This is a genomic window from Sorangium sp. So ce295, from assembly GCF_051527405.1.
Classification (GTDB): domain Bacteria; phylum Myxococcota_A; class Polyangia; order Polyangiales; family Polyangiaceae; genus Sorangium; species Sorangium cellulosum_B.
Genome location: NZ_CP150324.1, coordinates 8,202,206 through 8,222,426, shown reverse-complemented (window position 1 = coordinate 8,222,426; position 20,221 = coordinate 8,202,206). Strand labels below are relative to the sequence as shown.

The 20,221-nt window shown below is 68.6% G+C and carries 12 protein-coding genes; 7 read left to right on the top strand and 5 right to left on the bottom strand.

Annotation, left to right across the window (positions count from 1 at the left end; all coding sequences use genetic code 11):
- Positions 1-173 precede the first annotated feature (173 nt).
- Positions 174-5,039, top strand: a complete 4,866-nt coding sequence (locus WMF11_RS30945) for a hypothetical protein (protein ID WP_437973290.1) — start codon at positions 174-176, stop codon at positions 5,037-5,039.
- Positions 5,040-5,531: 492 nt separating this feature from the next.
- Positions 5,532-6,662 carry a protein kinase domain-containing protein gene (locus WMF11_RS30940; protein WP_437973289.1) on the top strand — a complete coding sequence of 377 codons (1,131 nt, stop codon included), beginning with the start codon at positions 5,532-5,534 and terminating at the stop codon, positions 6,660-6,662.
- A gap of 151 nt (positions 6,663-6,813) precedes the next feature.
- Here WMF11_RS30940 and WMF11_RS30935 read toward each other — a convergent pair whose 3' ends face one another.
- Both WMF11_RS30935 and WMF11_RS30930 read right to left on the bottom strand, forming a co-directional pair.
- Positions 6,814-8,055, bottom strand: coding sequence for a glycosyltransferase (locus WMF11_RS30935; protein ID WP_437973288.1), 1,242 nt, complete (start codon positions 8,053-8,055; stop codon positions 6,814-6,816).
- 833 nt (positions 8,056-8,888) lie between these two features.
- Positions 8,889-11,222 carry a collagen-like triple helix repeat-containing protein gene (locus WMF11_RS30930; protein WP_437973287.1) on the bottom strand — a complete coding sequence of 778 codons (2,334 nt, stop codon included), beginning with the start codon at positions 11,220-11,222 and terminating at the stop codon, positions 8,889-8,891.
- A 585-nt stretch (positions 11,223-11,807) separates the two neighbouring features.
- On the opposite strand from WMF11_RS30930, the gene WMF11_RS30925 reads away from it, so the two are divergent.
- The gene (locus WMF11_RS30925; RefSeq protein ID WP_437973286.1) at positions 11,808-12,338 is read left to right on the top strand and encodes a GNAT family N-acetyltransferase; all 531 of its coding nucleotides are present in this window, start codon (positions 11,808-11,810) and stop codon (positions 12,336-12,338) included.
- Positions 12,339-12,388: 50 nt separating this feature from the next.
- On the opposite strand, the gene WMF11_RS30920 is transcribed toward WMF11_RS30925, so the two are convergent.
- Positions 12,389-12,859 carry a formyltransferase family protein gene (locus tag WMF11_RS30920; RefSeq protein ID WP_437973285.1) on the bottom strand — a complete coding sequence of 157 codons (471 nt, stop codon included), beginning with the start codon at positions 12,857-12,859 and terminating at the stop codon, positions 12,389-12,391.
- Positions 12,860-12,918: 59 nt separating this feature from the next.
- Positions 12,919-13,305 carry a hypothetical protein gene (locus tag WMF11_RS30915; RefSeq protein ID WP_437973284.1) on the bottom strand — a complete coding sequence of 129 codons (387 nt, stop codon included), beginning with the start codon at positions 13,303-13,305 and terminating at the stop codon, positions 12,919-12,921.
- A 197-nt stretch (positions 13,306-13,502) separates the two neighbouring features.
- On the opposite strand from WMF11_RS30915, the gene WMF11_RS30910 reads away from it, so the two are divergent.
- Positions 13,503-14,297 (top strand): transposase, encoded by a 795-nt coding sequence (locus WMF11_RS30910; protein WP_437973283.1) that lies wholly within the window; start codon positions 13,503-13,505, stop codon positions 14,295-14,297.
- A gap of 663 nt (positions 14,298-14,960) precedes the next feature.
- Complete coding sequence (locus WMF11_RS30905) at positions 14,961-16,241, top strand: phenylacetate--CoA ligase family protein (RefSeq protein ID WP_437973282.1); 1,281 nt, start codon at positions 14,961-14,963, stop codon at positions 16,239-16,241.
- A 361-nt stretch (positions 16,242-16,602) separates the two neighbouring features.
- Here the strand turns inward: WMF11_RS30905 and WMF11_RS30900 are convergent, their stop codons facing one another.
- On the bottom strand, positions 16,603-17,028 hold the full coding sequence (locus WMF11_RS30900; RefSeq protein WP_437973281.1) for a glycosyltransferase: 426 nt from the start codon (positions 17,026-17,028) through the stop codon (positions 16,603-16,605).
- A 163-nt stretch (positions 17,029-17,191) separates the two neighbouring features.
- On the opposite strand from WMF11_RS30900, the gene WMF11_RS30895 reads away from it, so the two are divergent.
- Both WMF11_RS30895 and WMF11_RS30890 read left to right on the top strand, forming a co-directional pair.
- Entirely contained in the window at positions 17,192-18,679 is a 1,488-nt protein-coding gene (locus WMF11_RS30895) for an oligosaccharide flippase family protein (RefSeq protein WP_437973280.1), read from the top strand.
- 321 nt (positions 18,680-19,000) lie between these two features.
- Positions 19,001-20,074 (top strand): glycosyltransferase family 2 protein, encoded by a 1,074-nt coding sequence (locus tag WMF11_RS30890; RefSeq protein ID WP_437973279.1) that lies wholly within the window; start codon positions 19,001-19,003, stop codon positions 20,072-20,074.
- The last annotated feature ends 147 nt before the right edge of the window (positions 20,075-20,221 follow it).

The following is a 20,221-nucleotide window of genomic DNA, read 5'->3' as shown; positions in this document are numbered from 1 at the left end:
TTGGCCAGGAATGGCGAGGGGGTGATGCGCGTGGTACGTGGTATGCCGCGGTGCCGGCGAGGGCGAGCAGGCCCGCCCCTCGCGCGACCGGGGCGGTCGTCGCGGCGACTCGGGTCGAGGTTCTCATGGGGGCATGCGCGCTCGGGACCGAGCTGCCAGAGGAGGACTCTGCGATGAGGTGGATTGTGAGACAGGCATTGCTCGCGGCGGCGGTGTGCTCGATCGCGGGCTGCGCCGAGGAGCGGCCGGCCATCAGCCAGGTTCAGGCGAACGCGCTGGCGAAATCGTTCTTCGTCGGCGCCGATCTGCAGAGCAGGGAGGACGATCCCGAGTTCTGGGCGCGGACCACGGTGGTCGACGTGGGCTACGGCGCCTCGCAGGACGGGCTCTTCTCCTCCTCGTACGCTCAGGCCGACGTCGCGCGCATCAAGTGGATCATCCAGGAAGACCTCCTGCTCGGGCGCCTCACCTACGAGCGCGTGAACGACAGCGACGGCAAGGGCGCAGGCGCCGCCACGGACGATGGCGTCGTGGTCGTCGCCTACAAGATCCTCTCCCACTTCGACGTCCAGCGCGATTACAACCGAGCGACGGGGGAAGAGAGCAACGTCGTCGTCGAAAATACGACCGACCGTCCATGGTACGAGCGCGAGTACATGCGGGTCGACTGGTCGAAGAACCTGAACGTCGACTCCTACGACTTCGACACGCTGTCGCTCATCGGCGTCTACGGCGGCGTGCAGTACGAGCCGCTCTCCTACTACGTCAGCGACCCGAGCCACGCCGACGCGCCCCATTTCGACGCCGAGGAGGGGTATTTCGACGTCACCAACAAGGCCTTCGCGGTGCCCCAGCTCGTCGATCTCAGCCACCTCGGGTGGGGCATCGACAGCTTCCCGGCCTGCATGCTCGACACGGACTTCGCGGGCGGCACCGCGCCGGTCGGATCGTGCAACCCCGTCGAGATCACCCTCCGGCAGTCGTTCCGGCGCGTCGTCGATCGGGACTACGAGCCGGCCGAGTGGGACGGCTACCGGTTCCGGGCGTTCGGCGCCTTCGTGCGAGAGCGCTTCGGCTACGCCCGCAACTACGGCATGAGCGACGCCAAGTGGCACCGCATGATCTCCCGTTACAACCTCTGGGAACGCAGCCACTACTACGACGATCCGGAGAGCATGACGGGCGAGATCCCGTGCTTCACCCCCGAGACCACCCCCGCCGGCGCAGATCCGCACCGCGACCAGGACCGGAACGGGACCGAGGACGAGTGCGAGGCCGTCACAGGGGCCTCGATGGCCCGGGATGGCGGGATGGAGGCGGTGGGGCCCGGCTCGCGGTGCGACACCTTCAAGCAACGGTGCACCCTGCCTTACCAGCGGCGCGAGGCCGTGCCGCAGGCGTGGTACGTGACCTCGGACAGCAACCCCGATTATTTCGTCGCCACGGACATGGCAGCCCACGAGTGGGACGTCGCCCTGCGCAGCGCCGTCGTCACCGCCAAGTACGCCGAGTGCGTCCGGACGCAAGGGGACGCCGCGCGCTGCGGCGAGGCGTTCCCTGTCTACGACGGGCAGATGGACGATGACGCCGACGCCATCGCGCTCTCGCGCGAGGTCGACGCGTGCCGGCGCGGCGCGGCGCCCGGGGGGCAGCCCTGCGAGGCCGTCGCCGACGAGATCGGCGCGCGGCGCGGGTACTCGATGGGCGTCATCGCGCTCGCGAAGATGCCCGAGATGATCGTGCTCTGTCACAGCCCCGTCGAGGCGGCCGACCCCGAGGCGTGCGGCGGTCCGCGGCTCCCGGAGGGCGTGACCGCCAGGATGTGCAGCGACGAGCGCCGCAAGGAAGCAGGGCGGGACCCCGCGCTGATGAAGGCGTGCCGCGAGGCGCTGAACGCCCGGATCGGCGACCTGCGCTATCACCAGATCAACAACTTCGAGGCGCCGCAATCGCCGTCCGCCTGGGGCATCTACAGCGACTCGGAGGACCCGCTCACCGGAGAGAAGGTCGCGGCGAGCATCAATGTCTGGACGCACGTCAGCGACATCTGGAGCCAGGGCGTCGTGGACACGGCCCGGTACATCAAGGGAGAGCTCAAGACCGAAGACGTGACCGACGGCGATTACGTCCGGGACTGGGCGCAGGCGAGCGAGAGCGCGTCGAGGGGCGGCGCGCTGCCGCGGCTGACGCGGGAGGAGCTGGCGCGGCGGATCGCCCGGTCCGCCGGGGTGGACGAGGCGGCCGTGTCCGAGGGCACCGGCCAGATGGCGCAGAACCCGGCGCTGCGCGAGAGCCTCCGGCGGCTCTCGAAGGAGGTGCGCGGCATCGCGGCCGACGCCACGGCGCCCGACAGCATGCGCGGGGTCTACGAGGCGCGCCGCAGGGCCGCGGCGGGCACCGAGCTCGAGGCCGAGCTCACGACGAAGGCGATCCAGCAGCTCACTGGCGTCGAGGGGCTGCCGCTCACGGACGAGGTGATGCGCTTCGCGTCGCCGCTCCGAGGGGCGAACCCGAGCGTGCGGCGCGAGCTCGGGAACCTGAAGGAGATCGCGCTCGCCGAGCGCGGCGCGTGCGTGATGCACGAGGCGCCGGCGCCGCTCGCGACCGCCGACCTGGCGGACCTCCTCGAGGAGAAATTCGCGAGCAAGCACGGGCGCTTCGGCGAGGGGGACGCCGCGCAGAAGGCGCGGCGCGCCGAGGCCATGCGGCGCTACCTCGCGCAGCGGGCGCACACCTCGGTGATCCTCCACGAGATGGGCCACTCCGTCGGGCTGCGGCACAATTTCGTGAGCTCCTCCGACGCCTGGGGCTACCGGCCGCAGTACTGGCAGCTCCGCACGAGCAATGGACGGGTGAAGACGCCGTGCGAGACGCTCTCGGAGGACGGCGAGGCCTGCGTCGGGCCGAGGTATTACGACCCCATCACCGAGAACGAGCGCAAGAACCTGATCTGGATGTTCATGCAGTCGTCGACGATGGATTATGCCGGCGAGCCCACGCAGGACCTCATCGGGCTCGGCGCCTATGATTTCGCCGCGGCCCGCCTGTTCTACGGCGATGCCGTCGCCGTGCACGCCGACCCGAGCTACAAGGCGACCACCCCGCGCGGCAAGGGCGTGCTCGCGAAGATCGACGACTTCGGCGGCGTCCTCGGCATCCAGCCCGAGTACGACGACGAGGACATCCATTACTCCGAGCTGCAGAGCAAGTACGAGCTGATCGCGCCGCGCAGCTGCGTCGAGGTCGACCCGAGCGCGTTCGTGCCCTCGGACTGGGACGAGGAGCTGGACGGCGTCTGGCACCCCTTGCTCGACGGCCAGCTCGTGTCGATCGGCGGCAAGACCACGCGGTGCCGGCAGCAGAAGGTCGATTATGTCACCTGGCGCGCGCTGGAGACGCCGAGGGACGTGAAGGGGCCCTCGGTGGACCCGGCGGGGCGGACCCGCCTGCCCTACGGCTTCGCGACGGACCGGTGGGCCGATCTCGGCAACCTGAGCGTGTACCGGCACGACAACGGCGCGGACGCCTACGAGCTCTTCAATTTCTTCGTCACGCAGCAGGAGGTGAACCACATCTTCGACAACTACCGCCGCGGCCGGCAGGCCTTCAGCGTGCGCGCGGCGTCGGAGCGGACCCTGAACCGGTACAACGCGAAGATGCGCGACGGCGCGAAGGGCCTCGGGCTCATCATGAACATCTACCGCGAGTTCGCGCTGGACCGCGGCTACGATTTCGACACGTTCTGGGTCCAGGCCGCGAACAGCCTCTTCAAGGAGAACACGCTCGCGGCCGGGATCGCGTTCGATCACTTCTCGCTCCAGATGGCGCGCCCGCAGCCGGGGGAGCACTTCCTGCCGGACGGGGACGCCGTCCTCCGGTCATCGAACGATGTCTTCGGCGATCCAGGGGAACCGCTGGTGGTCGTCCCGAACGGCGCGACCGGCTATTTCGGTGACATCGCCGTCGGGGGCAAGCCGCTCGAGAACGCGCTCGCGGCGGACAAGGGCGAGTACGACTCGTCGTACACGATGAACGCCGGGGCCTATTACGACAAGGCGTGGGTGTCGATGCTGATGACCGAGTCGGTCGACAACTTCATCAGCGACTCGCGGCACGACTTCCTCGACGCGCGCTACCGGGCGGTCTCGCTCGCCGACGTCTTTCCGGAAGGGTACCGCCGCTGGCTCGCCAACAACCTCACGGGCGACGACGCCCTCAAGGGCGTGCGCGTCGAGGCGGACCAGCGCGGCCGGCCGGTCCGGGACGCGAGCGGGTATCCGGCCGGCGCGCTCGGCTGGACCTCGTGGTGGGCCGAGAGCGGGCCGGAGAGCTGCTTCCCCGCGGCCGGGAGCATCGTCTGCAGCTCCTATGGCGCGCCCGACAGCGCGCCGTGGAACCCGCGGGCCCCTTCCAAGGTCGCCATCCTCGACCCGCAGATCGGCTGGGAGCAGCAGAAGTTCCTCATCGCATGGACCCTGCTCTACCTGCCCGAGAACGAGAAGCAGAAGTGGCTGGACATGATGCACGTCTGGGAGGCCGGGGCGGACACCGATCCCGGCTTCCCGGACCGGATCGAGCTCCACCACCCGTCCGGGAAGGTGTTCGTGGCGAAGGCCTACGGGACCGAGACCGTCTTTGGCAAGGTCGTGCAGAAGGGCATCGGCGCGCGCGTCCTGGAGTACGGCAATGAGCTCCTGGCGAAGGCGTATGTCACCGAGCCGGGGCCCGACCTCGACGGCGACGGCAAGGCGGACTGGCACAAGGTGAAGCCGAACCCGGAGACCGGGCGGCCGATCGTGCGGTGGGATCCGACGATCGCCGCCATCGCGGACGACGGCGAGGTCCTGCGGGAAGGCGTGGACGGCTGCAAGGCGGACGCCGACGCGGACGACGACGATGTCAGCGATTTCTACAAGTGCACGTGCTCCTCGAACCGCGCTTGCGTCGCGCTCGAGAGCTACCTCTCGGTGCCCGCCTTCATCCGGCAAGCGCTGGCGGCGTTCAAGCTGGGTGACCCCACGATGAAGGGCCTCCACTGAGCCCGCGCCGTCGCGAGCGGGCCCGGCGCGGAGGACAGGAGGCCACGTCCGAGCACATCCGTTCCTGTCCGATTGCGGCCCCATGATTCCGAGCACATCCGAGCACATTCGAGGGGGGTCTCACGAGGATGAGGCGGAGGCCGGGGGAGGCCACAATGGTCGGGGCATCTTGCCGCATGGGGCGATTCGCCCCACGCGGCCGCGCGTTCACCGCGGCGCTCCAGGTGTGCCGGCGTGGCTCGGGTTTTGCTGAACTTTTCCATGAAATGACGTGCTGCTGGATACCGCCCAGCCCATGCGGTTCCTGTCTCGATGACGCAGGACGGCCGGGCGGGTCGCGGAGCCGACGAGCTGCAACCCGGGCCTGCCGTCGTGGAGCGCGGATTCGATCGTAGCGCCGCCGCCAGGACACGGGAAACGCAGAGCAGAGTGGCTCTCCTGCGCCGCGAGCGCCGGGAGGGCCGCTGGCTCGAGGTACGGAGAGGACCAGCGATGGAGTTCGAGAATGTCACGCACGTCCAGAGAGCGCAGGCGCGGGTGGGAACGTCGCTCAACGGCGCGTGGCGGCTGGACGCGCTGATCGGCCTCGGCGGGATGGCGGCCGTCTATGCCGCGACGCACCGGAGGGGCCAGCGGGTCGCGATCAAGCTGCTGCACCCCGAGCGGGCGAGGGATCGGGGCGATCGCGCGCGGTTCCTCCGCGAGAAGGCCATCGCGCAGACCGTCGATCACCCGGGGGTCGCCGCGGTGATCGCGGACGACGTGACCGAGGATGGATGGCCGTTCCTCGTGATGGAGCTCCTCGAGGGAGAGAGCCTCCTCCAGCGATGGAAGGCGCAGAGGGGCCCGCTCCCGCCGGCCGAGGTCCTCTCCGTGAGCGAGCAGATCCTGGACGTGCTCGCGGCCGCGCACGCGAGGGGCGTCGTTCACCGGGATCTGAAGCCCGACAACATCTTCCTCACGCGAGAGCGCGAGGTGAAGATCCTCGATTTCGGCATCGCGCGCCTGCGGGCCCCCTCGGGGCAAACCTCCCTCGTGGGGCTCCGCGCGATGGGCACGCCGGCGTACATGCCGCCCGAGCAGGCCCGCGCGCGCTGGGATCTCGTCGATGCGCGGACGGACCTCTGGGCGCTGGGCGCGACGATGTTCTCGCTGCTGACGGACCGATACGTCCAGGAGGCGCCGACCGTCAACGAGCTCTTCTTCCTGAGGATGACCTGCCCGATTCCGTCGCTCGCGCGGATCGCGCCGTCGATGCTTCCGGCCGTGGTGCGGGTGGTGGACCGCGCGCTCGAGTTCGCGCAGGCGGATCGCTGGCCGGATGCGCGGTCGATGCTGGCCGCTGTGCGCGAGGCGCACGCCGCGCTCGCGCTTGCGCCACCCCGGAGCACGCTGGTGCCGCCGCCCCGGAGCACGCTGGCGCCGCCGCCCCGGAGCACGCTGGCGCCGCCGCCCCGGAGCACGCTGGCGCCGGCGACGGACCTGCGCGACCTCGGCGCGCTGGACGAACGGCCGCCTTCGGGTCGTCCCCAGGCGCGGCTTTCCCGGGCAGCGGCGCTCTCGTCGCCGCCGTCGCTCGCGACGAACGCGCGCGCGCGCTCGACGCTCCCTCGCGCGCCGTGAAGCGGGCCGGAGGCAGCGACGGCCTGCCCCCGGCGGCGGGCAACGCGCTCGCCGCGCCGTTTGCGTTTCGCCCTGGGTGTGTGGAGCGTGAGGCGAGCCTGCGAGCAGCTCGCCGGAGGATGGGGGGCGAGCCTGCGAGCAGCCCGCTGGGTTATGCGTTCAGGCCTGCGAGCAGCTCGCTCGGCCGCAGCACGGCTCGCCGCTCCGACTCGCGCCGGGCGAGCAGGGTCTCGTAGATATCCATGTAGCTCGCCATCATGCGTTCGGCCGAGTAGCGCCGCAGCGCGAGCTTCCTTCCGCGCTTGCCCATCGCCGCGGACTGCACGGGATCCCCCTTGAGCGCGGCGAGCTTGGCGGCGAGCGCGCCCTCGTCGTCCGACGGCACGAGGAAGCCCGTCTCCCCGTCGGCGATCAGGGCAGGGATGCCACCCACGGCGGTCGAGACCACCGGCAACCCCGTGGCCATGGCCTCCACCATGGAGAGCGGCAGGCCCTCGGACGTCGACGACAGGACGAAGACGTCGCTCGCGGCGAGGAGCCCCGGCACGTCGTGCCGTTCGCCTGCGAAGACGACGCGGTCGCTGATGCCGAGCTCTTCGGCGAGGGCGCGCAGCGACGCGGCCTCCGGCCCGTCTCCGACCAGGAGGAGGCGCGCGTTGTCCGAGTTGCCCGACAGGATCCCCGCGGCCGCGGCCGCGCGGAGCAGGAGCGCGTGGTTCTTGACCTGCGACAGGCGCCCGACGGCCCCGGCGACCCACGCGTCCTGGGGGATTTCGAGCTCGGCTCGGATGCGGTGCCGCGCCGCGGCGTCCGGCCTGAAACGGGAGAGGTCGATTCCATTCAAGATCACATGAAGCTTCGAGCTCGGTACCTCTTTGTGCTTCAGCATGAAGTCGGCCGTGGACTGCGACACGGCCACGTGCGCGTCGGCGAGCCTGGCGGCCATGTGCCGCAGCCACGCCCTGCGTCCCTGATCGAACATGGCGCCGTGCAGCGTGTGGCACACAGGCACACGGTGCAGTCGGCCCGCGGCCGTGGCGTAGACGAGCGGCAGCTGATTGTGCGAGTGCACGATGGAGACACCGTGCTTGGCGAAGAACGCCGCGAGCTTCCCGGGGAGCTTGAAGTCGAAGCCGGAGCGCTTCGGCAGCATGTGCACCGCGACGTCGCGCTCTCGGAGCTGTGCCGCGCGCGGCCCGTCGGGATTCATCGCGATGCCCACGACCATCACCTCATGTCCCGCGGCGCGCTGCAGCCCGGCCAGATCCACCACGACCTGCTCGGCGCCGCCCACCTGGAAGGAGTTCAGTACGTGTGCAATCACGAGACGGTTGTGGCGTGCTCCGGTCATCGTCGCATGCTCGGTGGTCTTCATATCGTAATCTATGCTCATGGTTCCCCTCTGGGGTGCGCTTCGGGCGCATGTGGTCCGACCTGAGAGAAACCCCTCCTTCGTGTCCGCGTCCCCAGGGGGGCAAATTACCACAGCATTTACGGAGCGAGGAGATTTCTCGGTGTGTCTCCTCGATATGCCGGGTACCGCTGGATTGACGTGAGGGGATGTCTTCATCGGCCCGTCCGCTGACTACGTGCAACCGCGCCTGTGGCAGATGGCAACAGCTGTGACAAACAGCGTCGCGGCGGCTTCACGCGCGTGCCAGGGCGGCTCTCCCTGATCCAGGACAGCAGCGATGCCACGCCGACATTCCGGCAGAAATGCCGGAAGCCGCGCATTTTTTTCGGAGCGTGGAAGCGTGCGATGTTCACACAGGCCACCGGTCAGGAATTCATGCGAAAAGCGTGCAAGCTGCCTCACGCGTGCCGGCGGGACATCTGCACCTCCGATGCCGCGACGGCGAGGGGTGTCGTCTTTTGTGGGTAAATGTGCGTGTGGCGGCGTCCCTGGTGAACGCGGGCTGCTGATCCGGCGCTGTACCGGCGGTGTAAGGGATTCAGGGGAGGGCTGCGACTGGGCCCGGCGGCGTCGCTGGCCGTGCTCCTGGGGAGCACGGGCGGACCGCGGTGGCCTGTGCAGGCGGGGCGGCAGGTGGGGGGCTGTGCGGTGATGGCACGGCGTGCTGCGGTGCGGCGTGCGGCGTGCGGAGAGCACCATGAGGTGCGGAGCCAGCTGTCCCCCGCCCTCGCGGTCACGGTGGACGGGCGGGAGACAGCTGCTCGATAGATGGGCTCGTGCTCACGCGAGCATGGCCCGCCGGTCTTTCGGGATCAGCGCTCGGACAGCTCGGCGCACACGGCGAAGGTGGTCAGCGACACCGTCTGCGCCTTCTTGCCGAAGCCGCTCTCGAACACGGCGGTCGATGTCCAGCCCGCGCGGCCTTCGGTGGGGTCGAACGGCGAGTTCTCGACCACCCTGCTCGTCGCCTGGGCGCCGCCGGAGATCGAGAATCCGCCGCTGATCACGACTTCACCCGCGTCGCAGAGCGCCTTGACGTTGACGAACGCGCTCGTGGGTGACGCCTCGCGCGTCACGGAGACCACGTGGATCTTCACGAGCCCAGGCGTTCCGGCCGGCCCCTGGGGGCCACGCTCGCCCCTGGGTCCAGCGAGGCCCTGAGGACCGCGCGTGCCGTCGATGCCCTTGAGGCCCTGGAGACCCTGGAGACCGACGGTCCCCGCGGGGCCCGCGGGGCCGCGCTCGCCGCGCTCGCCCTTGGGTCCGGCCGGCCCCTGGGGACCCGCCTCGCCCTTGGGTCCAGCGGGACCTTGCGGCCCGCGCGCGCCGTCGGCGCCCTTGAGGCCCGGAGCGCCGTCAGCGCCCTTGAGGCCGTGAGCACCGTCGACGCCCTTGAGGCCCTGGAGGCCCTGGAGGCCCTGAGGACCGACGATGCCCGCGGGGCCGCGCTCGCCGCGCTCGCCCTTGGGTCCGGCCGGCCCCTGGGGACCCGCCTCGCCCTTGGGTCCCTGCGGACCGCGCGCGCCGTCAGCGCCCTTGAGGCCCGGAGCGCCGTCAGCGCCCTTGAGGCCGTGAGCGCCGTCGGCGCCCTTGAGGCCCTGGAGGCCCTGAGGACCGACGATCCCCGCGGGGCCCTGGAGGCCGCGCTCGCCGCGCTCGCCCTTGGGTCCCTGGGGACCGACCTCGCCCTTGGGTCCAGCGAGGCCCTGAGGACCGCGCGCGCCGTCAGCGCCCTTGAGGCCGTGAGCGCCGTCGGCGCCCTTGAGGCCCTGGAGGCCCTGAGGACCGACGAGCCCTGCGGGGCCCTGGAGGCCGCGCTCGCCGCGCTCGCCCTTGGGTCCCATGGGCCCCTGGGGACCGACCTCGCCCTTGGGTCCAGCGAGGCCCTGAGGACCGCGCGCGCCGTCAGCGCCCTTGAGGCCGTGAGCGCCGTCGGCGCCCTTGAGGCCCTGAACGCCCTGAGGACCGACGTGCCCCGCGAGGCCCTGGGGGCCCGGCTCGCCACGCTCGCCCTTGGGCCCCGCCGGCCCCTGCGGACCGCGCGCGCCGTCAGCGCCCTTGAGGCCCTGGGGACCCATCTCGCCCTTGGGCCCCGCCGGCCCCTGCGGACCGCGCGCGCCGTCAGCGCCCTTGAGGCCCTGGGGACCCATCTCGCCCTTCGGTCCTACCGGTCCCTGGGGACCCATCTCGCCCTTGGGTCCTACCGGCCCCTGCAGACCACGCGCGCCGTCAGCGCCCTTGAGGCCCTGAGGACCGATGAGCCCCGCCGGCCCCTGAGGACCCATCTCGCCCTTGGGCCCTTGCGGACCCTGCGGACCACGCGCGCCGTCAGCGCCCTTGAGGCCCTGCGGACCGATGAGCCCCGCCGGCCCCTGAGGACCCATCTCGCCCTTGGGCCCCATGGATCCCGCGGGTCCCTGCGGACCGCGCGCGCCATCGACGCCCTTGAAGCCCTGGAGGCCCTGAGGACCGATGTGCCCCGCCGGCCCCTGAGGACCCATCTCGCCCTTGGGCCCTTGCGGACCGCGCGCGCCGTCGACGCCCTTGAAGCCCTGGAGGCCCTGAGGACCGATGAGCCCCGCGGCGCCTGCCGGCCCCTGAGGACCCATCTCGCCCTTGGGCCCTTGCGGACCCTGCGGACCCCGCGCGCCGTCGACGCCCTTGAAGCCCTGGAGGCCCTGGGGACCGATGAGCCCCGCGGTGCCTGCCGGCCCCTGCGGGCCCGGCTCGCCGCGCTCGCCCTTGGGCCCTTGCGGACCCCGCGCGCCGTCGACGCCCTTGAAGCCCTGGAGGCCCTGGGGACCGATGAGCCCCGCGGTGCCTGCGGCGCCCGCCGGCCCCTGCGGGCCGGGCTCGCCGCGCTCGCCCTTGGGCCCCTGCGGACCGCGCTCGCCCTGCGGCCCAGCGGGCCCCCGCTGTCCCATGGGCCCCTGGGGACCACGCTCCCCCTTCTGATACTGCTGATACTGCTGTCCCACGAACCCCTTGCCCTTGCCGGGCACGTGGTGCCCGACCTCGTCGGACGCGCCGGCCTCCGCCTTGACGTCTCGCGAATCGCCGGCCCAGCTCGCGCCTGCGCTGGCCATCACCCCGGCAAACCCGGCGAGGATTCCAGCAGAAACCGCACTCGCTCGATACTTTCGCATGTGACTCCGCCTTTCTATCGATTCCGAGCGTCAATGCGCTCGATCCCGCAGACAGCCGCGTTCAGATGAGGTGGAGCCCAGCAGGCGAGTGATTCGGGCGAAGGCCGACTCCGGGACGGATCTCCGCCCGTGCCCCGCACCGACTTCTCGATGAGAGTCCCACCAATTGCCGGCACGAAAAGTCAGGGCGATTCGTCGATGCGGCACCCGACAGGCCACGCCACGATGCGGGCGTGGCCAGGTGCAGCCAGCGCTCGAAGGCTCCAGTCGCCAACCCGCTGTGTCTGGAGCGATCCTAAGTTAATGGGGGCGGTTCACCAAGCCCCTGAAGAGGGGTTGACAGCCGCGACCCCTGTCGAGCAATCGGCGTTCATTCGCGCTCGCGCCGGGGGAGGGCCGCGCCCGCATGCGAAGCCGGGGTATTTGCGGGCATCGAGCGCAGAGCAGGGCGAACGCGTGGAAAGGCAGCAGCTCGCGCATGGGAGCACGCAATGGCGCGAAGGGAGCACCAGCGCGAGAATCAGGAGACGGCCGCGCTCGGGACAGGAAATGGCGAACACGTGGCGGACCTGGTAAGATCGCCGGGTGCCCGGCCTCGACACCGACGACGACGCCCTCCTCTCGACGGAGCGCCTGCGCCTCCGCCCCCACCGGCTGTCCGACGCCCCGTTCATGATGGAGCTGAACTCGGATCCCGAAGTGGTCCGCTACACCGGCGATACCGCGTTCGCGTGCGAGGACGAAGCGCGCGCGGTCGTCGCGCGGCTCGCGCGCCAGTTCGAGGATTTCCGCATGGGCCGGTTCATCGTCTCAGACCGGAAGACGGCGGAAAAGCTGGGCTGGTGCGGCCTCAGGTGGCACGAAGACCTCGAGGTCGCGGACCTCGGGTACCGCTTCTTCCGCAAGCACTGGGGCAAGGGCTACGCCACGGAGGCGGCCGCCGCGTGCATCCGGTACGCGGTCGAGGAGCTCCGGCTCTCACGCCTCGTCGCGCACGCGATGATCGAGAACGTCGCGTCGGTCAGGGTCCTGGAGAAGCTAGGATTTCGCCGGACGGGACCGACCGTGTTCAAGGGGCTCGTGGCCGAAGGGTTCGAGCTCCTCCTGAAGGCTTGAGCCGACGCGTCGATGAAGTGCACCGTCATGCCGGCCATCTCGGGCTTGCCCTAGTAAAGCGCCCAGAAGATCCCGTCCGAGCCGCGGTAACACGGGTTGATCCCTCCGTGCAGGTTGACGATCCCGACTCGGCCCATCTTCAGGAGTTCTCCGTTGATGAGCGAGCTGTCCATGACGGTGATGATGTCCGGCTTGTGACGGCGGGCGAGCTCGAGCACCTCCGGATCATTGATGTGGGGCACGACCCTCACCAAATCCTGCCGATCGAGGTGCGGCTGCGCGTCGCTGAAGAAGAAACGGGCCTCCCGGCCGGCCGTGTTGCGGTAGCGGTCCCGGAGCGTGCGCCACACCTTGGCGGTGATCTCGCTGCGACGCAGCTTCGAGCGCACTTTCTGGTAGCTCCATCGTTGCCCTGACTCCTGCACGATCACCACGGGAGCGACAGACTGGCAAATTCGGTTGGCGACATAGAGGTGCCGAGGATGACGCCCACAGATGAGCATCACCGAAGATCGAGCCATGTGCTCCCTTTTATGGAAAGTGGGAAGTTGTGTTCACTTTCTTTTGATGCCGGCCCGCATCAAATTCGCGCGCTTTGCTTGGGGCGTATGGATCGGCCGTACACCCCGCGACGATCGTGGTGAACGGCGGCGCTCTTGAAATCGCACTTGCTGAACACATCCGGGCTTCGAGCCCGCTGTCCCCAAGGCTTCGAGAACACTTGGCGGCCCGCACGGATCACGTCGTGAACGACGGGACTATTCGCGTAGGCGCGATCGATGTGGAGCTCGACGAGGCGCAGCCGCTGACGCTGAACGTCCTCGGCGATCGGTGCGGCCCCCTCTTCTTCGGGCCGATTCGCTGGCGTGACCGCGCACGCGACAATGCCGGGAAGGTCAAGGTCGCGCGCGATGTGCTCCTTGTCGCCGTCGAACCGCTTCGAGCGGCTCTTGCGGCCGTGGCGCATCTCGGCGTCCTCGATAGAGACACGGCGGTCAGGCACAACACCTCTTCGACACGACCTGTACGATGCTGCGTGCAGCATGGCCGAGCAGGTCGATCGTGTGTTGATAGCCACCCCGATCCGCAGATTTCTGCCCCTCACCTCGCGACGCCTGGGGCGAGCGCGGCCGGCAGCAGGAGGAAGGCGCCCCCCCGCGCGTCGTGGAGGTCGACGATTGGGCGATCCGGCGCGGGCACACCGACGGAACGATCCTCGTCGATCTCGAACGGCGTGCGCCCATTGACCTGTTGCCCGATCGCACGGCGGACACGTTGGCGTGCTGGCTGAAGGAGCGCCGCGGAATCGGGGTCGTCGCGCGGGACCGCGCTGAGACCTACGCGCAAGGCATCCAGGAGGGGGCGCCGAACGCCGTGCAGGTGGCGGATCGCTGGCACCTGCTCAAGAACCTCGGCGACGTCCTCGAACGGCTGCTCCAGCGTCATCGCGGCGCCCTCGAGCGAGCCGCGACATTGGCCTCTGCGACGACGTCGACCCCGGCCTCCGTGACGGCGCCGGCCTCGGCGCCCGCATCATCTACATCACAGCCGCACGCGGATGGGGCGACCATCGTTCACGACCCGGCCGAGGATGCGGGTGCGTCGAGCTCTCCCGCAGAGGCACCGCGCGCCGCGATATCGCGTACGAAGCGTCAGAGGCTCTATGAACAGGTGCATATTCTCCATGCTCAAGGCTACTCGACCAACGCAACGAGCCAGCGGATGGGGCTTTCGCGGCAAACGGCGCGCAAGTACCTCCACGCGGATCGGTGTCCGGAGCGCGCAAAACGGCGGACCAAGATCGGCATCTGGACCGAACACGACAGCTTTCTGCGCACGAGTTGGAACGAGGGCTGTCGAGACGCGGTCGTGCTCTTTCACGAGCTCGCAATGCGGGGCTTTCGAGGCACCTTCGCCAAAGCGCGCCAGTCGGCTGAGCGCGACGCGCGCCATCGGTGAGAGCATGGCCGGTGCATGCGATGACGAGCAGAAGGGTCGCACCGTACAGAAGCATGAGGAGATCGGCGCCGCGCCCGAGTAGCGCCGCCGCGGCCTCCGGACTGCTCGTCATCAAGTGCAGATCGACGCCAGCGCAGAACCGACCCGGTCGGCGAGGGCCATCGCGCTCGCGTCCTCCTCAGCCATCGTGGTGTGAAGAAACTCACACGGACGAGTGAACCCGCTTTGCGACCAAGGCGGCCCCGCTGGACATCTCGGAAGCGAAGCGCCGCCGCCGTTCCGGCCGGACGCATGCAACGAGTCAGCTCCGGTCGCAGAAGCCACATGAAATCGGCTTTGCGTATACGGAGCTCGTGCGAGCGACGCTGATCGTGAGATCCACCGATCGCGTGTTCTACTGGGCATCCGATCGGGCTCATGGAATCGCGCCGGACGTACGCTATCGCACCTGGGCAGTGCGGAGGGCTATTTTACCATATGCGGCTTGACAGCATCATATATGAAACAATAATGAAAAATATGTATGGAAACATATTTCGAAGTATTTTGTTTCCGTTGTACGAAACCCACCTGCGGGGGCGGTCGACGCTGACGCGACTGCGAGAAATCGAACAATCGCAGTGGCGTCCGGAGCGCGAGCTTCGTGAGATGTCCTTTCGGAGGATGCTCGACGCTCTCCATTTTGCCGAGCAGAATGTGCCTTTCTATCGGCGCCGCTTCGCCGAGTACGGGGTGCGCGCAGCGGACGTGAAGGCGCCAGAGGACCTCGTGCGGGTCCCCATTCTGACCAAGGCGGACATTACTGCCCATGGGCGCGAGCTGATCGCGGAGGGGTACACGGGCAAGTTGCTCGCGAGCGCGACGGGCGGCTCCACCGGGGAGCCGCTGCGGTTCTACCTGGACCACGTCACCTACGAGCATCGGATCGCCGCAGCGATGCGCTCGGACGGATGGGCCGGAGCGAGGGTGGGGGACAAAGAGCTCCACATCTGGGGGATCCCCCTCGCTTACGAGGGCCCCCTCAAAAGGAGGAAGCGAGAGTTGCACGAGGCCATACTCCGCAAGAAGTACGTGTGTGCGTTCGACCTGTCCGAGCGACGGCTCGCCGCGGTCGTCGACGAGATAGTACGCTATCAACCTCGCCTGATCATCGGCTATACGGGCCCGCTCTACCACACAGCGCGTTTCGCCCTCGAGACAGGTCGCAAGCTTCCCGCGCCCAGGGGCCTCGTGTGCAGCGCCGAGCGGCTCTTCGAGCACCAGCGCAGGACCATCGAGCTCGCCTTCAACGCGCCCCTGTTCAACCGATACGGATGCAGGGAGGTGATGCTGCTCGCCGCGGAGTGCGACCGGCACGAAGGACTGCACATCAACATGGAGGGGGTTTACCTGGAGCTGGAGCGCGGGGGCCGGCCCGCCGAGCCGGGCGAGCCGGGTGAGGTCATCGTGAGCGACCTTGTCTCCCGGTCGATGCCGCTGCTCCGCTACAAGAACGAAGACGTCGCCATCGGGTCCGCGTCGACGTGCTCGTGCGGGCGAGGCCTGCCGCTCCTCGCCTCGGTCGAGGGGCGGATGCTCGACATGGTCGTGGGACCGGATGGGCAGCTCCTGGCGGGCGAGTTCTTCCCTCAGCTGCTCAAGGAATACCCCTCGGTGAGGCGCTTCCAGGTCCGTCAGGATCCGAGCAGGGCCATCAAGATCAAGATCGTCCCGGCAAAGGACTACCAGGACGAGCACGCGCGCCTCATCGAGCGGGCGCTCCGCAGGTACCTCGGCGACCGAGCCGTCATCCGGATTCAGGTGGTCGACAACATCGCGCCCACGCGCGGCGGCAAGCACTGCGTGACGGTCTCCGACGTGCCGATCGAGCTCGGCGTGCGGAAGGATCCACCGCACGCGAGCGCGCATGCGGCCTCCGGGGGGAAAAGCTTAGCGTCTGGTTAGGGCCGCGAGAAATCTCGAAGCGAGTGGCATGAAGAGCACGAACGAGATGCGAACCGACTGTACCCTGAGCAGCCTCGGGGTCGGAGGCACCCATCGGGCGTCTCGCCCGAGAGGAGGACCGTTCCGGCTCGCCGAGATCGCTCATGCACCCTGCGACGAGCTAGCCCGACCGGCGCGCGCGGCCGCCGCCCCGCGCGATGCGGTCCACGAGCCGAGAGGAGGCGTGCTTCCCGAGGCCGCGGCTTCCACCCGTGACGAGCGCGATCTTGTCGTTCGCCTGCGCCTCCGTCTCCGTCGCGCTAGATGGAGACCCGCGGGAGCGCTCCACCTGGACGATCTTGGCGGAACACGTCAGTCAGCGTCAGCCCTCAGGCTGCGACCCGCTGGCTGTCCCCGAATGCCGCCGGCGCGAGCAGCCGATACAGCTCGTCCGCGCTCTCCTCCCACGACGTCGGTGCCGCCTCGGCGAACGGGCCTCATCCCACGGCCGCGCGAGCGCCTCGCGGAGCGCCTGGCCGAGCGTCCCTACGTTGCGCGGCGAGACGGGCAGGCCCGTGCGACCGTGAGTGACCACGTCCGGGATCCCCCCGATGCGGCTGGCCACCACCGGGCGGCCAACGGCCCGTGCCTCGAGCACCACGTTGAGGGTGCCGGCTGCCCAGCTCGGGAGCGCCGGCAGATCGGTCGCTGTGGCGGCTTCGTCTGCGAGGGGGCGCTGAAGGAGCCGGGGCCGCGCGCGCTGCCGCGGATTTGCACGTTCGATCCAGGATTCTCTCCCGCCTCTCATCGCGCCATGCTCATCGACATTGCGCGATTATCCGCCCTGAGGTAGACCCTGGGGCCGAATTGTCCGGAAGCCCGGTAGACCGGATGTTGGGGCCATACACTCTATGGGAAAGCCTGCTAGTTCGGCCCCATTGGCGTCGATAACGCCCGCAGATGCAGCTGTGGTGGACGTCCCGGCCACCGCCGAAGATCCGCGGACGTCCCTGCTCAAGAGAGCAAGTCGCGGCGCCGCCTGGAGCGTCGCTGGCAGCACGATATCCCGGATCATCGCCCTTGCCGGAACGTTCGTCCTCATGCGGTGGATTAGCACCGTCGAATACGGCAGCCTGGCGGTCGCGACGTCTCTGGTCCTGTCGGCCCAGTACTTCTCCAATATCGGGGTCGGTACATATATTATCGCGAACCCGTCCGCCGGCCGCGATATTGTGTTCCACGCCACCATCATTCACCTCCTCGCCGGCGTTGTCGCGCTCGGCTCGCTCGTCCTTCTCCTGGACCCGCTCGCGCGGGTGTTCGATACGAGCGAACTCTCCATGTATATACCGGGGCTCGTCTTTGCCGCCTTGGTCGAGCGGGTCGCGGCCATGCCAGAGCGCGTGCTCGCGCGACAGCTCCGGTTCGGCGTTATCACTCGCGCGGGGGTCCTGGGCGAGCTGTCGTTCACGGCGGCGTCTGTGACGCTCGGGGTCCTCGGCTTCGGCGCGATGTCGCTCGTCGCGGCAAACGTGGTTCGCGCGGTCCTCAAGGCAACACATATGATCGCGACCCTGGGCTTCAGGGACTGGATCGAGCCGCATCCGCTGCGGCGCGAGACGCTGAACCGGCTACTCCGCTACGGCTTCGCGGTATCGCTCGGCAACTGGGCCTCGTTCGCTACGCGCCGGTGGGACAACCTCCTCATGGCGCGCCTGCATGGGCCGGTGATTCTTGGTTATTATGACCGAGCCTACACGCTCGCGGAGGTGCCTGCGACCTACGTTGCCGAGCGCATCATGGACGTGCTGACAGCCTCCTTCCCGCAGATAGACGCGACCAAGCGGCCGGCGGCGCTGCTGCGCGTCGTCCGGCTCCTCGCACTTATCATGTTCCCCATGGCGCTCGGGCTCGGCGCGATCGCGGAGTCGCTTGCGGCGGCGATCCTACCCCCTCACCTGGGCGACGTGGCCCCGTTTCTGCTCGTGCTGGCCGGGTTTTCCCTGGCGCAGCCCATCGGAGCCGCGATGAGCGTGTTCTTCCAGGCGCAGCTCCGGCCCAGGACCATCGCTAAGGTCGAGTGGGTCACACTGATACTGATGCTCCTCCTCGTGTTCGCGCTCGGGCACATCACGCCGGTGTGGGCTGCAGGCGGCGTCGGGCTCGCTTACGGCGCGCGCTATCTGCTTTACCTGATGTTCCTCAAGCGCGACGAGGGAGTAGCGATCCTTCCGTTCGTCGGTGCGCTTCTGCCGCCCCTTGCGGCGTGCGTCATCATGTTCGTCGGCATCTTCGTATTCCGCCGTGGCTTTGTGTCCTTCAGCGGAGCCTCCGCTGGGATCCAGCTCTGCGCGGAGATCGCCTTCGGGGCAGCGGTTTACGTGGCCGCGCTGCTCCTTCTCGCCCGCGACGCTTCACGGGACCTCCTCGCGATGGCGCGCGGGCTTCGCCGTGGATAGTGCACGGGACGAGCTCGTGAGAGTGCGCTGCGCGACCGATCAGGCCGCACAGGCATGTGTCCGGTGACATCGAGGTGGCAGATGAGGTAACAGGCAATTTTAGCAGCCAGAAAATCAGAAAATATTGCGGAGAATGCTGCTTTCGGGTACTCTTCTGCATCTCGGATGCAGACCCGTCGCATGCGGTCCGGCCCGAACGACCGGTGGTGCGGTGCTCCGGAATCCAGACGAGGTCGTCTGGTGACGATAAGCTAGAGGCTTTCGCTTAACGCGCTTCTGGCGCGTCCATGGATTCGTATTTGCAGCAAGGGGGGACAGCTCATGTATCAGCATGCCGATTCACGTCGAGGCAAGCTCATCGAATTTTCGCAGCTTTCAGAGCAGCCTTTTTGTACCGTCATCATTCCTTGTTACAACGAGGAGCATTATATCGAGTCGACGCTCCGGAGCGTGCGCGCCCAGCGGTACCCGGGTGACCGCATCGAGATTCTCGTCGTGGACGGCGGCTCGATCGACGCGACTCGCGAGATCGTGGCGCGCATCTCGGCCGAGGACCCGCGCGTCATTCTCCTCGATAACCCGCGGCGGATCCAATCGGCTGCGATGAATATCGGCATCTCGCGTTCGCGCGGTGATGTGATTATTCGGATGGATGCGCACGCCGAGTACGCCGAGGATTACGTGATGGCTTCGGTCGACGCGCTGCGCAGGACCGGGGCGGCGAACGCCGGAGGCGCCGCGCGCCCGCGGAGTCGGAACAACTTCCAGCGGGTGCTGTGTACGGTTCTGTCGAGTCCACTCGGGGTGGGCGGATCGGCCTACCGGGACGCGTCTCGAGAAGGATTCGTGGAGTCGGTGTTCAATGGCGCCTTCCGCCGTGAGGTGTTCGATGTCGTCGGACTCTACGACACGAACGCGGTGACTAACGAAGATGCCGAGTTGAACCAGCGGATCATCGAGGCCGGAGGCAAGATCTACCTGTCACGGGACATCCAGGTGTACTACTACCCACGCTCATCACTCTCTGAGTTTACGAGGCAGTACTTCGCCTATGGTAAAGGGCGTGCGCGAACGCTGTTGATTCATCGTCGTCTCCTGTCTATGCGCCCGCTCGTTCCCTTCCTGACGGTGACGAGCTTCGCGCTGCTCCTGGCGGGCTCTGTGGTCACGCCGCTGCTTTGCCCACTGCTCGCGGCGCAGGCGACTGTCTACGCTGTCATCGTCCTTGTCGAATCGGGTCGTGCGGCGCGGCGCGGCGCGCTGCGGGACCTCCCGCTGCTTTGCGCGATCTTTCCGATAATGCATTTCGCCCATGGCCTGGGCGTCTGGGCGGGGCTCATCCAGCATGCGCGCACCGTTGGCCTCGAGCCGCGCGAGCACCAGCCGGCGCGGTGAGCGCGCCGGGGGCGCGCGCCACCTTGTGAGCCGCAGGCCAGCTCGGCCATGCCATCGCGCCCGACCTGGTTCAGGACTGTCGACGTGCATCAGAAACCGCGGAAATTTGAGCGCGGAATTTGAGTACCACCCGAGGTTCGGAGTCCC

Excerpts from the sequence above, each read along its gene's own strand:
- WMF11_RS30935 (WP_437973288.1), bottom strand. The coding sequence starts at position 8,055 with ATGAGCATAGATTACGATATGAAGACCACCGAGCATGCGACGATGACC.
- WMF11_RS30920 (WP_437973285.1), bottom strand. The coding sequence starts at position 12,859 with ATGGCTCGATCTTCGGTGATGCTCATCTGTGGGCGTCATCCTCGGCAC.
- WMF11_RS30905 (WP_437973282.1), top strand. The coding sequence starts at position 14,961 with ATGCTCGACGCTCTCCATTTTGCCGAGCAGAATGTGCCTTTCTATCGG.
- WMF11_RS30900 (WP_437973281.1), bottom strand. The coding sequence starts at position 17,028 with ATGAGAGGCGGGAGAGAATCCTGGATCGAACGTGCAAATCCGCGGCAG.
- WMF11_RS30915 (WP_437973284.1), bottom strand. The coding sequence starts at position 13,305 with ATGCGCCACGGCCGCAAGAGCCGCTCGAAGCGGTTCGACGGCGACAAG.
- WMF11_RS30945 (WP_437973290.1), top strand. The coding sequence starts at position 174 with ATGAGGTGGATTGTGAGACAGGCATTGCTCGCGGCGGCGGTGTGCTCG.
- WMF11_RS30930 (WP_437973287.1), bottom strand. The coding sequence starts at position 11,222 with ATGCGAAAGTATCGAGCGAGTGCGGTTTCTGCTGGAATCCTCGCCGGG.
- WMF11_RS30940 (WP_437973289.1), top strand. The coding sequence starts at position 5,532 with ATGGAGTTCGAGAATGTCACGCACGTCCAGAGAGCGCAGGCGCGGGTG.
- WMF11_RS30890 (WP_437973279.1), top strand. The coding sequence starts at position 19,001 with ATGTATCAGCATGCCGATTCACGTCGAGGCAAGCTCATCGAATTTTCG.